We start from the raw sequence: 14686 nt of genomic DNA on the forward strand, positions 1-14686 counted from the left end.
AACTTAACGAACCGACCCCGCGCCGTTGCTGGAGTTGCGAACCGTCACTTTTGACACCGAAATCAAATCGCCCCCGCCAAGGGGCGAAATCTACGCTTGCGGCCCGAATGACTGCACTTGGCCGAACTGAGTCGTCGGTCGTCGCCGCTGCTGGCCCTGTAACTTTGTCTTGTTCGCCATCGCTGCTTCGATCCGCTCCTTAAAGCGCCCGTTTGGTGCAGGCTTCAACACCTTTCTGTTGGCGCTGGCCGTCAGATTGGGGAAGGCGCAAAGCAGGCTGGAAAGCCCCGCAAAGTCTTGCGCTTCTGACCTTTTCCAAATTAATGGAAGATGCTTCGAATTGCGCAGTCATCCAAAACGTCCGCGGGAAGGTCGTCCAATGTGAGACGGAGTCTTCCCGCCTCGACAGCTCGAGCTACAGCTTCCTGTACCGTCTGATAGATCTCCCGCGCTGTCAGGTGGGCGACCTTATTGCAAACGGCCGGTTCGGGCGCGATGAACCCAGGAATTTCGAGCTGTTGCACCGCTGCAGTTGCAACCATCCTAGCAGCCTGCAGAGCCTGGGCGCCGGTTGGCGGCAGGATATGAAATTCGCGAAACCGCGAGCGCAGCGAATCAGGCACTTTCGCCGGGTCGTTTGACGTCGCGATGTACGTTGCCAAGCTTGCATCGAACTCGATGTCGAGCGACGCATCTCGTACCCTGCTTGCCGTGATGGGCTCAAGGAGCGAATGAAGCGGCGCCAACGGGTCGTACTGGGATCCACTTGGCGCTTTGTCAAGCTCATCGATCAGAAACACCGGGTTGGCCACCGTTCCGAGGCAGACCTGTTGGAAGATGAGTCCTTGCGTGGCATTGCTCCAATGCCGTTCCATCCCGAGGAGCAATGACGTGGTTTGAGCGTTCTCCATGGAGTGGCGACGGATCGGCGCTCCGAGGGCCTGTGCCAGATCGCCGGCGTAGTGAGTCTTGCCGAGCCCGGGCTCGCCCCATAGGTGGAGTGGGGGGATCTTCAGCGGTTGGCGCCCCTGCGTCGAAAGCGTCACACGGCGAGCTACGAACTCCGTGACTTCGGCAAAGTGTGGATGGGCCTCGCGAAGGTACTCGAGGGATTTCGCCCACTTTTCCGGGCGGAACGCCGGGTTGGCGACTTCGCGCAGAGCGCCAGCGAGCTCCAGTTTCTTTGTGAGCTCCAGTTCGCGCTTTTGGTAGTCTTTGTCACGCAGCGTGGCGATTCGCCCGATTACGCGCAATAGTTCCTCGCCACGAAGGACTGGGTGGCGCCGATCTCGCCGGCGACGTGCCACGCCGCGCTCGAAGGACTTCACGAACGCGAGCTGGTTCGGCATAGGTGCGGCAGGCGCTTGCGCCGGAGGGTTCGTCCGCGTGCACAACTCCTCCCGCCTGAGGTCCTCGGTCGCCTCATGGGCGGCCTGCGCGATCCTGACGTACTCTTCCCGCTTCTCCTGCAGTGCATGCGCGAGGGGCAACGGTAGCAGCAACTCGAACGCCTTCTCCGGATAGGCGCGAGCGATTGAAAAGAGACGGAAGCCTGCCGGTAGGTCGTCTTGTATCGAGAACACGATGGGCTCCTGGGGAGGAGCCCGGGGAGTCAGGCTCCTGGAATTGAACGCTTGGGAGAGGCGAGGGAGTCCGAGGTTTCCGAAACTCGCGATCGATTCGTCTCATGCCGCGCGCGCATGCACACGCAAATGCGTATCTGCGGGGTGACGGTGGTCGCCTTGAAAGAGTGCGGCATGGCGTTCATTTCGTGTATGCGCCAAATCCTAGCGCCCGACGGGCACGGAGTCAAAGCCTGGAGGAGCCGGCTTAAATTTGGAAAAACGGGGGGTGTAAATTTGAAAAGCGACTTCCTAAGTTGTTGATTTTCCTGGGTAACCAGGCGAGACAACATTGGAGGAACTCACGAAGGTGAGTTCGTTCAAAGTTAGACCGGAATTCCATCGAATTAAGGGCCTAACTTTGACGACGGCGCGTGCAAGTTGTTGATTCGATGAGGAATCGGCTCCGCTAGCTGCTTGAGAGCCGATCTGGAGCCACCGGCAAGAACAGGAGAAAGGGCAGGGCGCTCGATCACCCCATCGAAGCGCGTGCGCACTCACGAGACACTAGACCAGAATGGGCAGACAGCCGGTTCTGGCTGGAGCCGACCTTCGCGACAGTCGGCTGCAGGCGAAGAGGCCGGCGGTCAAAGCGCCCCGCAGCCTCTCAACGTACGACCTCGTTGGCGCGCAACAAGAGGCTTCCGGGAACCGCGACGCCGAGCGCCTGGGCGGCCTTCAAGTTGATCAGCAGTTCGAACCTATTCGGCTGCTGGACTGGGAGGTCGCCGGGCTTGGCGCCCTTGAAGATCCGGTCGACGTAGCCGGCGGCGCGGCGCGCCAGCGCGGCGATGTCCGCCCCGTACGTCAGCAAGGCGCCACCGGCGTGGTGGTAGCGCTCCGTGCCAATGCACGGCAGGCGCGCCTGCGTCGCTGCGGCCACCAGCTCGCCGCTCGAGTAGACATGCCAGCCCGCCGGGAGGATGAACAACGCGTCGGTGCCCGTGCGGGCTAGTGGCGGGATGACAGCCACGATGTCCTCGACACGGTTCAGCTCGACCCGCTGGACGCGGATGCCGAGCCGAGGCGCCACCGCCTCGATCTGCGTCAGCTCCGTCCGGTGCGTGGCCACCAAGGGCATCCAGAGCACCGCGACCTCGCGGGCCTGCGGCAGCAAATCGCGCAGCAACTCGAGCCGCTTGCCGTGCAACTCGTCGTCGACGGCCGACAGGCCGGTGAGGTTGCCCTCGGGGCGCGCCAACGACGAGACCAGGCCGCTCGTGACCGGATCGCTCACCCCCGAGAACACGATCGGAATCGTGCTCGTCGCGCGCTTCGCCGCCATCGCCGCGGCGGTGGTAACACACCAGAACAGGTCAACGCCGTCCGACGCCAGCGCGACGGCATGCGCGTCGAAGCCCTCCGTCTCCGGCTTGCCCCCGGTGTGCCGCCAGTCCATCACATAGTCGCGGCCCTCCTCGTAACCCTGGTCGCGCATGCCGGCGAAAAAGGCATCGAAGATCGGCACGACGCCGGGGCTTGGCCGCGGAAAAAACGAGATGTAGCCAATGCGCCGCGGGCGGTCGGCTGGCCAGACGCCAAGCGCGATGCCGGCTGCCGCACCGAGGACGATGAGCCGGCGTGCAAAGCCGTCCGGACGCGGATTCATGCGCCGAGACTACCTCCGAACCGCCCTCAACGCAAAGCGGGTGCGGGGCGACGGAGCGCTCAGCTGGTCGGGGTGGTCTTCGCAGATCCAGCCGCGGCCTTAGCACAAGGGGCAGCTCGAACGCTAGGCCGTCGTCTCGGAGATGGGTGCTGGCTATGTGTCGGCTTGCGGGCTGCCGGCAGTTAGCCCATTCGCCGGGCCCTTCCGGCAGGTTGCGCATCTCAAGCGAGCTGACTGTCAGGCTCCGCGCCAGAGAAGCGCTGCGCCTTCTCGCGTGACAGGCGCCTTATGGAATGGGAGCATAGGGCGCATGAAGGTCAAGGAATGCCCGCTACCTTCGCCAATGACGCGGCCATGAGCTGCTAACTAATGCTTCGTTGGCCTGCGTCCGCTTTGCGGAGTCGAACTAAGGTCGGCGTACGTCTGCTCCGGGGCCCCAACCTGACCTACAGCGGACGCAGGAACTGCTCGAAAGCAGCTGTTGGATGCCGCAGCAGCCCAGACAACGAAAGAGCGCTCCGCGACGACCTACCCGCCTTGTAGTGCGCGCTTCATCGAAGCGCTTGCAGTCACATCACGCGCTCCTTTCCCGACGCGCTCAAGGCAAACCGGCCTCGCGCGCACTGGCGATCAATCGATCACGGCCCTCGACGAAGGCCGGGCTCCCGTCTCGCATGAGCGCGATGATGCCGGATCCATCAAACTTCGGATTGCGCGCCAGTTGGCCTTGCACTAGGCGTTCGGCGTCTGACAATTGTCCGTTCCGCACAAGTGACGCCGCCAGCAGCGTCTCGTATAGGGGTAGCTTGGCGTTCGCACTCACCGAGCGCTGGGCGCTTTCGGCGCATCACCGCCAAGGCACAGCGGCCCAACTGAAAGCGAAACGTCAACGCAGAAGATCTGAAACCCGCTCTTCACAAGCAATCTAGGCGCTTGTTGGAGATCCGGCGTGATAGCCCCTTCAATGGCGTCTATCCGCCTGGTCCACGCGACGGCGCGCTGTGCTGAAGCAAGCTCTTTCGCTTCCCGCAATAGCCTCATGCACGCGCCTGAAGTCGCGGGATCCATGCTCAGCAGGGAGGCCTTCTGGGCCAAGAGGAGACTTTGGAACACGCTCTCCCCGCCAAGGTTGATGCGCTCGATCTGATGCTCGATGTCGCGCAATGCTTCCTCGCCGCGACCAAGCTCCGTCAGCACTTCGGCTCTGACGAGCGAAAACCAGGATTGCCAGTTCTCGAAACCGGTCGCTTGCCACAGTCGAATGCCCGCCTCCATGTCGTCCAGGCCGGCGGAAAGTTGGCCTCGGCGGGCTGTGGCCCATCCACGCGCGATGCGCGCCATCCCGATAAATTCGGAGAAACCCAACTGGGACGAGAAGTCTATGCACTGCTCAGCAAACTGAAGAGCGAGCGCCGGCTGATCGCGCAAGACTGCGATCGTGCAATTGGCCACCATCGAAAAGCCCAATGTATGCGGCTGGTTCAAACCGCTCGCCAACTCGTAAGCATCGCGCGCATGCACGCTGGCCCGCTCCTCGTCGCCGTTGATAAAGGTGGCCACGGCCAGATAGAAGCGACCGAAGACGCCGAAATCCATCAGATAGATCGGATAGAGCGCAGCGTCGCGCTGCGGGTCGTAGCGCGCCACCGAACGCTCCAGATGTGCGCGCGCCGCCTGAACGTCGCCCAAGCTCAACGTGATCATGCCCATCATCGTGTTGGCCGCCATCGCCGCCTCGGCGTCCTCGTCCTTCGATTGGGCGACTTTTAGAAGGTCCGAGGCCAGCACGCGCGCGGTCTCGAGCTCGGCTCGGCCCCAGTGGTAGAGGCACAGACCGTAGGTGATCGGAAACTGACGCGGAGCACCGGGCAGCTCATGGCAAAGCGCAAATGCGCGCCTTTGAACATCGTGAAACTGCTGGCTGCCAGGCCCCCTAAGCACCATCGTGGTCGGGCCCAGCACAGAAAGAAGTGCAAGTTCAGATTGGCTACGCTCCAGGCCGGATGGTTCGGCTGAAAGCGTCGCCACACCATCGGACAGGTGCGCGGCCGCCTCGCGCGGGGCGCCACGCGCAAGGGCTTGTTTGCCCGCCTCAAGAAAATACCGGCTTGCTTCGAGGTATCTGCTGGCCCTTGACAGGTGACGTGCAGCAATTTCGGGCTGGCGCGTCATGTCATCTGCGAATTGGTCCATCAGCACGTCGGCGACGCGCCCGTGCAACGCGGTCCGGGTCCTCGCCACAATCGACCCGTACGCGGCATCTTCAATCAATGCATGCCTGAAGACGAACCGCTCCCCGGCGCCGTCGCCCGGAAGGACGAGACTCGCGTCCAGCATCGCATTCAATGCCTCGTCGAACGCGACGCGACCCATATCCGCGGCGGCGAACAACAAGCGCCGGCTGAACTCGTGACCGATCACCGCACCCACCTGAGCCAGCCACTTTGCCGCACCCAGGCGGTCCAGCCGCTCCATCAGAAGGTCAAGCAGCGTGTCCGGGATGTCGGTCAGACGCAGGTCGGCGGCGCCGCCAAGGCTCCCGTGCGACTCAATCACCATCCTGGTCATTTCCTCGATATACAACGGCACGCCATCGCTGCGCTGAATGATCGTGTCGATCGCTGAATCCGCAAGTCCGATCTCGGCGGCCACTCGCATTGCGATCGCGCGCGATGCCTGCTCATCAAGGCGCCCCAGCGAAATCAACCTCGGCTCGATCTTAAGTTCCGGTCTCGACTCGGGTCGCGTCGTCATCAAGAGCAGGATCGGTGCGACCTGAGGTCCGGCCAGGATCTGATCGATAAGCTCTAGCGACGTCGGATCGATCCAGTGCAGATCCTCGACGATCAATAGCACAGGCGTGAGCCCCTTGTCGCCGCCCAGTAAAGATATGGAGCTTGTGCGCGCCATCGCGGATGGCGCGCCGGCGAGCCCCACCACATAGCGCTGCAATGCGTCCTTGGTCATTTGCAGCTGCGCCGGAGGCGGCAGACTGACCGGCGGATAGCGGTCCGCGCTTGGAATCCCCATCAACGAGGCCACGAGGCTCAGATCCAGGTCGGCCTCGATGCCGGCGATTGCCAACTGCGCCTCCAGCTTCTCCAGCTGTGTGAGCGACGCATCTTCGCGGGCAAAACCCGCCGCCATCGCGAGATGCTGAACCCATGGGTTCAGCACACTGTTGGCGTGGAACGGCGAGCATTGAAGCCGCAAGGTCGTGTGCTCGATCGAGTCCAGCCGCCGATCTAGCTCAGTGGCGAGCCGCGACTTTCCTAGTCCCGCCTCGGCAACGATCAAAGCACCTGTGATTTGCGGTGAGGTCGCGACCTTCCAGCAATCCAGAAGCTCAGCCAACTCGGTTTCGCGCCCGACCAACGGGGATCTTGCGTCGTGGCCCCTCCAGGCCGAACGACTGTTCATCGCGCCGGACCCGGTGACTGCAGTCAGCCGGACAGGCTCATCAAATCCCTTCAACTCGAAGATGCCCAGATCCTGGTACTCAAACTGGCTGCCGGCGATACGGCGCGTGCTGGGCGAGATCGCAACCTGCCCCGGCTGCGCCTGGGCCTGAATGCGAGCTGCCAAATTGGGAGTTCCTCCAGCAATTGCAATCGCCTCATTGACGCCCACGGCGACTAGCCCCGTGGCAATCCCAACCCGCACCTGAACCGCGGACGCGAGGCGGGCTGTTTCCTTTAGACGCGACACCTCTTCGACGATCGCAAGGCCTGCATGCACAGCGCGCACCGCGTCATCCTCGCCGGCCATGGGGTAGCCGAAGTAGACATCGGCCCCATCGCCAACGATTCTCGCGACAAACCCTCCAAACCGAGCTGCCACCCGCTTGACCAGATCGCCATAGGCCGACAGGACATCAAGCAGATCTTCAGGATCAACGCGCTCGGCAAGCTGGGTCGAGCCGACCAAGTCGCAGAACAGCACCGTCATTTGGCGTCGCGTCATGCGCGGATTGCCGGCTGAACTGACGTCCACGGGTGCACGCGGCAGCACGGCACCGCATTCTCCGCAAAACTTCCGGCCGAGTTCATATTCCGCCTTGCACGCAGCGCAGACAGCTTTCATCAATGCCCTCCTCATGGCGCTCGACCGACAGCGTTCATTATTCAGCGCGGCGCGTGCCTGGAGCGCGAAAAGTTGCCGATCAATTGCCGATAAATCGCCGAGGAGCCCGCAACCGTTCAGTTACGAAGGAACGGACCCGCCAAAAGGACGACCAGAGACTTTTTTGCTCACCCTTTTGGGGCCTATCGCTCCGGCAATCCCGCCTTGCGCAAACCCTCGATCAGGCGCGCACGCTGCGACAGGAAGACGGGGCTGGCTGAAGAATTGAGCAACACGACGTAGGCGATCGAGTCATTTGGCAATAGTTCGCGATGCTTGGCCATGTGCGCGGCAGCCACGGCGTCACGTCCGCGCAGCGCATCGATTGCGGCCAGCATCGCATGGGGTTGCCCTGTCGGCGCCGGTTCCATCTTGACCCACCTCAGATTCGGATCGGCGCGGACAGGGGTTACTTATGAATGCAACGGATGGGATGAAGACGCCGTCGTCATGACGGGCGACGAATGTCCAAGCAGGGTCCGAATCTTCAGCAGCCTGGGCAAGCCCTGGCCCGGAGGGTATGCGGGGTCATTTTGCTCACCCTGCGGCCGCCTCGTGAATTTGCTGCGGAGCTTGCCGGCGGTTCGGCTCGGAACGGTGCGAGGGTCGCGATCAACCGCATCGCGACGGCGATCTTGGGCGTCTGCTTTGCGGCGATGTGGGCAGCACGGCGTACTTCCGCAGTGGGCCCGAACCGGGCCTACAGCGGACGGCAACGGAGCCCGGAAACGGCCGTTGGATGCTCGTGCACGTGTGGGCCCGTAGAACTTTGAAAACACGAGCGGTGCAACTTTGAAAACGGCGCTCGTAAGCTGTTTACATGAACGTCCCCCGTTTGTGCATGCTTGGACCGCGGAGGCGCGTGGGACCACGAGCAAGCAAGCGCGTTGCCTCGTGGCGGCGCCGCCCATGTGCAGAAATGTGTTCGTCGTTTTTGCATCAATGTGTTTGCGCCTTGAAGTTGATTCTCATCGTGCTTAAAGTACGCTTCGTAAGTTATGCTGGCGGCATGTGGGAACCCCATCCGCCGATCGTTCGCCACGGCATCACGCTGACGCCGCGCGCGGCGTGGGTCCACCTGTTCCGCCAGGAATGGGTGCGCCTGGCCGAGGGACTTGCCGATGACGAGAGTGTCCTGGAGGTCGCGGCCGAGCTTTACGAAAAAGAAGGCGAGCGCGACCCCGTCGAGGTTGCCCTCGAGTTGTTCGGGCCCGGCCGCTAAATGGATCCGGCTAGGGTCCCGGCCAAGAACGGACTCTCGTCCCGGTCCCGCGCGAATAATCGATCATGATCAAGCTGTTTGTAGGCCTCGGCAATCCAGGCCCTGACTGCGAGTCCACTCGACACAACGCCGGCTTCTGGTTCATTGATGCCCTGGCCCGCGATCTCGAGCTCACCCTGACGCCGGAACGCGCCTACCATGGCCTGGTCGCGCGCACCCAGGTCGGCGGCAAGCCGGTGTGGCTACTCGAGCCTCAGATCTTCATGAACCTGTCGGGCAAATCGGTCGCCGCGCTGGCCCTCTTCTTCAAGATCGAGCCGAACGAGATCCTGGTCGCGCACGACGAGCTTGACGTCGTGCCGGGGAAGGCCAAGTTCAAGCTCGGCGGCAGCCACGCCGGCCACAATGGGTTGCGCGACATCCATGCGCAGCTCGGCAGTGCCGACTACTGGCGACTGCGGCTCGGCGTCGGCCATCCGGGCGTAAAGTCCGAGGTGATCAACTGGGTGTTGAAGAAGCCGCTGAAGGAGGAACGCGAAGCGATCGACGACGCGATCGTGGGCGCCCTGCACGCCTTTTCGGCCCTAGTGGCTGGCGAGATGGACAAGGCGGCTTCGCTCATCCACACGAGCGAGCCGAGGCGCGAATGACGGTCGGCTTTGGAGCAAACGGAAAGTCGGCCGGAAGCGGCCGGTGGATGCTACCTGCGCCTCCGCCGGCGGATCTTTGAAAACCCGACGGGTGCAACTTTGAAAACGGCGCTCGCAAGCTGTTGATTTGCTTGGGTAACCAAGCGAGACAACCTTGGAGGAACTCATCGGGTGAGGTCGTTCAAAGTTAGACCGGAATTCCATCGAATTTACGGCCTAACTTTGACGACGACGCGCCCAAGTTGTTGATTCGATGAGAAATCGGCCCGTCGAGTTGCTTGAACGCCTCCGCGCCCTCGAGAGATCGAAGCAGGGCAGGGCGGGCGGGAGGGAGCACGCCAAGATCACATCAAACGCGGGCGCACTTACGGCGTGGCGGTCAACAATCTGGCCAGCCGCTTCCGGGCCCGAAGCCGACGTCTGCTAGGGGTCGTCTCCCGGTGTACCTGTGGTTCCCCAACTGACGGTCCGCGCGGCCACCCGCCTTGCACCTTGGTGCTGTTGACAGGAACGCTGGCGACTGAGAGCCTACGGAACCAGAGCACGCGCTCCGGACCTTCTAACAGCGAGCTCTATGAATCGGACCTTTCGCGCCTCTCTTGCCGTCTTGGCAGGCACCTTCTTCGCAGTGGACCCGGCCGCAGGGCAGGCTTCGAAGCCGTTCAACGCGCAGGAACTGACGTCACGCACGCTGCACCGCCGTGCCGTCGAATCAGCTATCTGGGGCATGCCATTGGTGAGCGTCGATGCCATGCGGGAGGCGTTCTTCCGCGATGCCGGCGCCAAGTACAACGACATCGTCTACTGGTCCCAACCGGCGGATTGGAGGCTCCAGTTCACAACGCCGAATGCATCGACTAGGTATGTCTACTTCAACTTCAACCTGAAAGACGGCCCGGTAGTGCTGGACATCCCCGCCGCAGTGGGGGCGGGACTCTTCGGTTCAGTGCTCGATGCGTGGCAGGTGCCGCTCGCTGACGTGGGTCCCGCGGGGGAAGATGCCGGCAAAGGCGGCAAGTACGTCTTCCTGCCGCCAGGCTACGACCAGGTCGTGCCTGCCGGGCACGTCGCTGTCCGTTCCGAGACTGTGAATGGCTACGCGTTGTTTCGGGTCATCCCCGAGAGCAGCACTGAGGCCGACGTCGCCAAGGCCATCGACCTGGTGAAGAAGATGAGCCTGTATCCCCTGGCACAAGCGTCGAATCCCCCGGCGCAACGGCATATCGACATGGCCGGCAAGCTGATGGATGGCGTGGTCGCGTTCGATGAGACCTTCTACGACAGGCTCGCACGCATGGTGAACGAGGAGCCTGTGATGGCACGAGACTTGGTTGCGCTCAGTCAACTGCGCTCTCTGGGCCTCGAAAAGGGCCGGCCTTTCAGTCCCCCGACGACCCTTGTGCCAATCCTGCGCCAGGGCGCTTCCGAGGCGCACGAGGGCTTCATGCTCGGCGTGCGCGGGGGCGAGGCTTGGTGGCCGGGCACGCAGTGGAAGCTGCCAGAAAACAAAGGGCCCAAGACCGGCTTCACGTACCTCAAGGACACGTCGTTCTTCCTGGATGAGCGAGGCTTGATCTATTTCCTCGCGTTCGCGACGCCGAAGAAACTTGGCGCTGCAACTTTTTATACCGTGGGCGCGAATGACCGGGATGGCAAGGCGCTGCAAGGTGAGAAGACCTATCGGCTGCACGTGCCCCCCAATGTCCCGGCCAAGCAATACTGGGCTGTGACGGTCTACGACCTGGATACCGCCTGCCTCATTCGGGACCTGGCGCGTCCAGGCCTCGACTCGTACGACAAGGCCATGCGGCGCAACGCCGACGGCTCCGTCGACATCTACTTCGGCCCGCAGGCGCCGGCCGGGCAGGAAGCGAACTGGGTGCCGACGAAGGCCGGCCGCCCCTGGTTCACATTGTTCCGTTTCTACGGGCCCGACAAGGCGCTTTTCGAAAAGACCTGGAGCCTCCCCGACTTTGAACCAGTTGTTCGATAGGTCAAGCCGCGCAAGCGGGACACGAAGGACGAGAGGTCTGCTCCTCGAGTCCCTGCGCCACGCTGCGCCTGTTGGGCCGCCCACCTCTTGAAAACTCAGGCGGCTAGGAGGTGGAATGCCCGGTCTTGAGGAAGGTGGACGTCTGGAGTGGGCCCGAAACGCCTGGTAGCCGACAGGCTACAGTCGGCCAGAACCTGCCGGTCGTGCATCTGCCTGCGATGCCCGGTTAAGACGTGAGCAGACCTTCGATAGCCTGGGGAATTTCCGGCCGGAGGTTCGGTAGGACGGGCTGCTGGCCTGACATGAACGGTCGCCTATTCGCGTTCTACGACCGTTGAACTCGACCTGAAGGTCGGAGCACACTGTCGTTCGGGCGCCCGCAGGGTTACCGGGTGAAGGCCGTTGCCACCGAGGCGCTGGCGGAAGCGCGCCCTAGCGAACTGAAACATGTCGATCCACTTGACGACCGAAAGGACACGACCATGACTGCGCAATCGCAACAGGTTCCAATTCCAACCTCCGCCGCTGAGGTCCTCGGCCCGCCACCTGGGACGGCCATGACCAAGGCCTATGTGCAGACGATGGCGCGAATGGCCTATATCTGGGGCTGGCCGCTCGTCAATGTGGCCAACCGCGCCGACGCTTTCTCCAAGGCGCCGGAACCTGGTTTGCTGGGCGGCGTTGTGCCGGTGGCATTCAACCGGAACGCCATGCTGACCGGCTACATCAGCCCGGATGAGCATTTCGTCACCTGCCCGAACCAGGACGTCGTGTATGGCGCCGGCTACTTCACGTTGGACAAGGAACCGATCGTCTTTCAAGTGCCAGAGTTCGGCGATCGCTTCTGGGTCTATGCACTTTATGACGTGCGCACCGACGAGTTTTCCGAGATCGGCAAGGCCTACGGCACAAAGCCGGGCTTTTACATGATCGTCGGCCCGGACTGGAAGGGCGAGATGCCCGCCGGGATCACTGCGGTGGTGAGGTCTTCCACGTCGTCGGCCTTCGCCGCGCCCCGCGTTTTCATGGATGACACGGCGGCGGATCACGAGGCCATCCAGTCGGTGCTCAATCAGGTCGTCTTCTACCCGCTGTCGGAGTTCGACGGGAAGATCAAGACCAAGGACTGGAGCAAGCTGCCGCATTTCCCGGCGGCTGCAAGCAAAGGCGAGACCAAATGGGTGAACCCGGAGACCTTTTTCGACCAGTTGCCGGCGGTGATGAAGAGCGTGCCGCCGTTGCCGGGCGAGGAGGCTCTCTACAAATGGATCGGCAGCGTGCTGGAAGCGGCCGCCAAGGACCCGGAGATCAAGCAGACGCTTAAGGAAAGCGCCGTCGCCGCCGAGGTTGAAATGATCTCACCGTTCTTCCAGTGGCGCTACAACGGTCGTCCCGCCGGCAACGATTGGAATTCGCCGGTGAACAATGCGAAGTGGGGCACTGACTACCTCAATCGCACGGCCACCGCCAAGTCGAACATGTATGAAAACCGCCCGGAGGAAACCAAATACATCTACCGCGACGACGACAGCCAAGGCGAGCAACTCAACGGACAGAACGCTTACGCTCTCACCTTTGCCAAAGGGCAGACGCCGCCGGTCAAGGGCTTCTGGTCGCTCACCCTCTACAACGATCTACATCTCTTCCACCCCAATCCGCTGAAGCGCCAGTCGCTGGGCACGAAGAACAAGGATCTCCAATACAACGCGGACGGGTCGCTAACGCTCTATGCCGGCGCCAAGGCGCCCGGCAAGGACAAGGAAAGCAACTGGCTGCCTGCGCCGAGCGGTACGTTTTCGCTATACATCCGCGCCTATTGGGCTGACAAGGCGATCCTCGACGGCACATGGCAGCCGCCGCAGGTCGAGAAGGTGAATTGAGTAGTTGAGCGGAATGGGGAATAGCCATGGCAACCAAATACGCGCAGACATCTCGCATCGACGAACTCGCCAACCTGCCATTTGCGGAAGGCCGGCCCACGGAGGAGACCGCGCAGGCACTTCGTGAAGAACTGCTCTTCCAACGGGCGACGCAGACCTACCTCTGGGCGATGCCGTTGATCAACACGCTCGGCATGCAGGTCGGGTCGGAAAAGACGTTCGGCGCCGGCTACAACGTTTTGCCGATCTGGAAGCAGCGACTTGACGCCAAGACTCTGGTGACGACCCCCAACTCCGATGTTCTCTACGCGATGAGCTACGTCGATTTGGGCAAGGATGGTCCGCTGGTGATGGAAGCGCCGCCCGCACTGCAAGGCATCCTGCTCGATTACTGGCAGCGCCCCATCCCGGTGGAAGGTGGCAAGTTCTTCGGTGATGTCGGCCTCGCTGGACCGGATGGCGGCAAGGGCGGCAAGTTCCTTCTATTGCCACCCGGCTACAAGGGACCGGTGCCAGAAGGTTATTACGTCTACCGTTCAGGAACCCACAACGTCTTCATCTTCCTGCGCGGGTTCTTTGAGGACCCGATGAATCTAGCGCCGGCTGTCGCGCACCTTGAGCGAGCAAGAATCTATCCACTGAACGGCGAGGTCGCCGCCCAGCCGATGAAATTCCCCGATGCCTCCGGCGTCTCGGCCGACCTGCTGCCGATCAGCGACGGCAGCGCATTCGATCAGCTCAAGCTGCTCGTGGACCGGGAGGGCGACAACCTCGCAGGTCCCGACTGGCTCGGCATGCTGGCAGCGATCGGAATCGTCAAGGGCCAGCCGTTCACACCTGATGCGCACACACGGGAGGTCCTGGATTGTGCAGCGAAGACCGCCTACAAGATGAGCCGCGTCATCGGCTTCCAAGACACCCTCAACGGCGGCTCGCTGCTCATGTATTCAGACCGCCGCTGGATCAATCCCATGGACAACGTGACGCCGCCCAGCCCGCGCACGACGATGGATCTGTCTTGGATGAATGTTGCCGGGGGCTATCGCGCCCTCGACGCCCGGATCTGGTTCTTCACCGATTACTACTCTGTCAGTCCGGGGATGCTCTCGAAAATACCGGGCAAGGGTGCTGCTTACATGATGGGCTTTACCGATGGCGAGGGAGTGCCATTGGTGGGAGGCAACAACTATCGCCTGCATCTGCCGCCCGACGTCCCTGCTGCCATCTTCTGGTCCCTGACGCTCTACGATGCGGCGAATGCTTCGGGTCTCGCCAATGGCCAGCGTTTCCCGTCGCTGGGTTCGCGCGACAGATCCTGCCTGTGCCTGGGCCGGCGGAACTTTGAAAACCCGACCGGTGCAACTTTGAAAACTGTGCTCGCAAGCTGTTGATTTTCTTGGGTAACCAAGCGAGACAACCTTGGAGGAACTCATGAGTTCGTTCAAAGTTAGGCCGGAATTCCATCAAATTTACGTCCTGGATCACAACAAGCGGATCGACTCTGCAGCATCGCGGCGGGAGTTCCTGGGTGGTGCTGCTGGACTGGGAGTCATGGCGCTGGGCCTTGGCGCACACGAGAAAGCAGGCG

The 14686-nt window shown here is 62.2% G+C and carries 9 protein-coding genes; 5 read left to right on the forward strand and 4 right to left on the reverse strand.

The genetic code is table 11. The annotated features are described in order from the left end of the window. Positions 1–320: 320 nt before the first annotated feature. The 4 genes from QTI68_RS38900 to QTI68_RS38915 all read right to left on the reverse strand — a co-directional run bounded on the left by QTI68_RS38900 (position 321) and on the right by QTI68_RS38915 (position 7724). A complete protein-coding gene (locus QTI68_RS38900) occupies positions 321–1583 on the reverse strand; it encodes an AAA family ATPase (RefSeq protein WP_286529657.1) in 1263 nt (420 codons plus the stop codon). Positions 1584–2229: 646 nt separating this feature from the next. After that, the gene (locus QTI68_RS38905) at positions 2230–3231 is read right to left on the reverse strand and encodes an ABC transporter substrate-binding protein (RefSeq protein ID WP_286529658.1); all 1002 of its coding nucleotides are present in this window, start codon (positions 3229–3231) and stop codon (positions 2230–2232) included. A gap of 819 nt (positions 3232–4050) precedes the next feature. Continuing rightward, positions 4051–7314 (reverse strand): adenylate/guanylate cyclase domain-containing protein, encoded by a 3264-nt coding sequence (locus QTI68_RS38910; RefSeq protein WP_286529659.1) that lies wholly within the window; start codon positions 7312–7314, stop codon positions 4051–4053. 182 nt (positions 7315–7496) lie between these two features. Next, complete coding sequence (locus tag QTI68_RS38915; protein WP_286529660.1) at positions 7497–7724, reverse strand: hypothetical protein; 228 nt, start codon at positions 7722–7724, stop codon at positions 7497–7499. A 584-nt stretch (positions 7725–8308) separates the two neighbouring features. Between QTI68_RS38915 and QTI68_RS38920 the strand changes: the two genes are divergently transcribed. From QTI68_RS38920 to QTI68_RS38940, 5 genes are all read left to right on the forward strand, one after another. Further along, the gene (locus tag QTI68_RS38920) at positions 8309–8575 is read left to right on the forward strand and encodes a hypothetical protein (RefSeq protein WP_286529661.1); all 267 of its coding nucleotides are present in this window, start codon (positions 8309–8311) and stop codon (positions 8573–8575) included. A 65-nt stretch (positions 8576–8640) separates the two neighbouring features. Then, entirely contained in the window at positions 8641–9225 is a 585-nt protein-coding gene (gene pth, locus QTI68_RS38925) for an aminoacyl-tRNA hydrolase (RefSeq protein WP_286529662.1), read from the forward strand. A gap of 574 nt (positions 9226–9799) precedes the next feature. Beyond that, the gene (locus tag QTI68_RS38930) at positions 9800–11218 is read left to right on the forward strand and encodes a DUF1254 domain-containing protein (RefSeq protein ID WP_286529663.1); all 1419 of its coding nucleotides are present in this window, start codon (positions 9800–9802) and stop codon (positions 11216–11218) included. Positions 11219–11610: 392 nt separating this feature from the next. Further along, positions 11611–13098, forward strand: a complete 1488-nt coding sequence (locus tag QTI68_RS38935) for a DUF1254 domain-containing protein (protein ID WP_286529664.1) — start codon at positions 11611–11613, stop codon at positions 13096–13098. Between the two features lie 26 nt (positions 13099–13124). Beyond that, positions 13125–14489, forward strand: a complete 1365-nt coding sequence (locus QTI68_RS38940; protein WP_286529665.1) for a DUF1254 domain-containing protein — start codon at positions 13125–13127, stop codon at positions 14487–14489. Positions 14490–14686 lie beyond the last annotated feature (197 nt).

It is taken from the genome of Variovorax sp. J31P207, assembly GCF_030316965.1.
GTDB lineage: Bacteria > Pseudomonadota > Gammaproteobacteria > Burkholderiales > Burkholderiaceae_C > Variovorax > Variovorax ginsengisoli_B.

Bases quoted from the DNA above. Each gene is read 5' to 3' on its own strand.
- QTI68_RS38905 (WP_286529658.1), bottom strand. From the start codon at position 3,231: ATGAATCCGCGTCCGGACGGCTTTGCACGCCGGCTCATCGTCCTCGGT.
- QTI68_RS38910 (WP_286529659.1), bottom strand. From the start codon at position 7,314: ATGAAAGCTGTCTGCGCTGCGTGCAAGGCGGAATATGAACTCGGCCGG.
- QTI68_RS38915 (WP_286529660.1), bottom strand. From the start codon at position 7,724: ATGGAACCGGCGCCGACAGGGCAACCCCATGCGATGCTGGCCGCAATC.
- pth (WP_286529662.1), top strand. From the start codon at position 8,641: ATGATCAAGCTGTTTGTAGGCCTCGGCAATCCAGGCCCTGACTGCGAG.
- QTI68_RS38930 (WP_286529663.1), top strand. From the start codon at position 9,800: ATGAATCGGACCTTTCGCGCCTCTCTTGCCGTCTTGGCAGGCACCTTC.
- QTI68_RS38940 (WP_286529665.1), top strand. From the start codon at position 13,125: ATGGCAACCAAATACGCGCAGACATCTCGCATCGACGAACTCGCCAAC.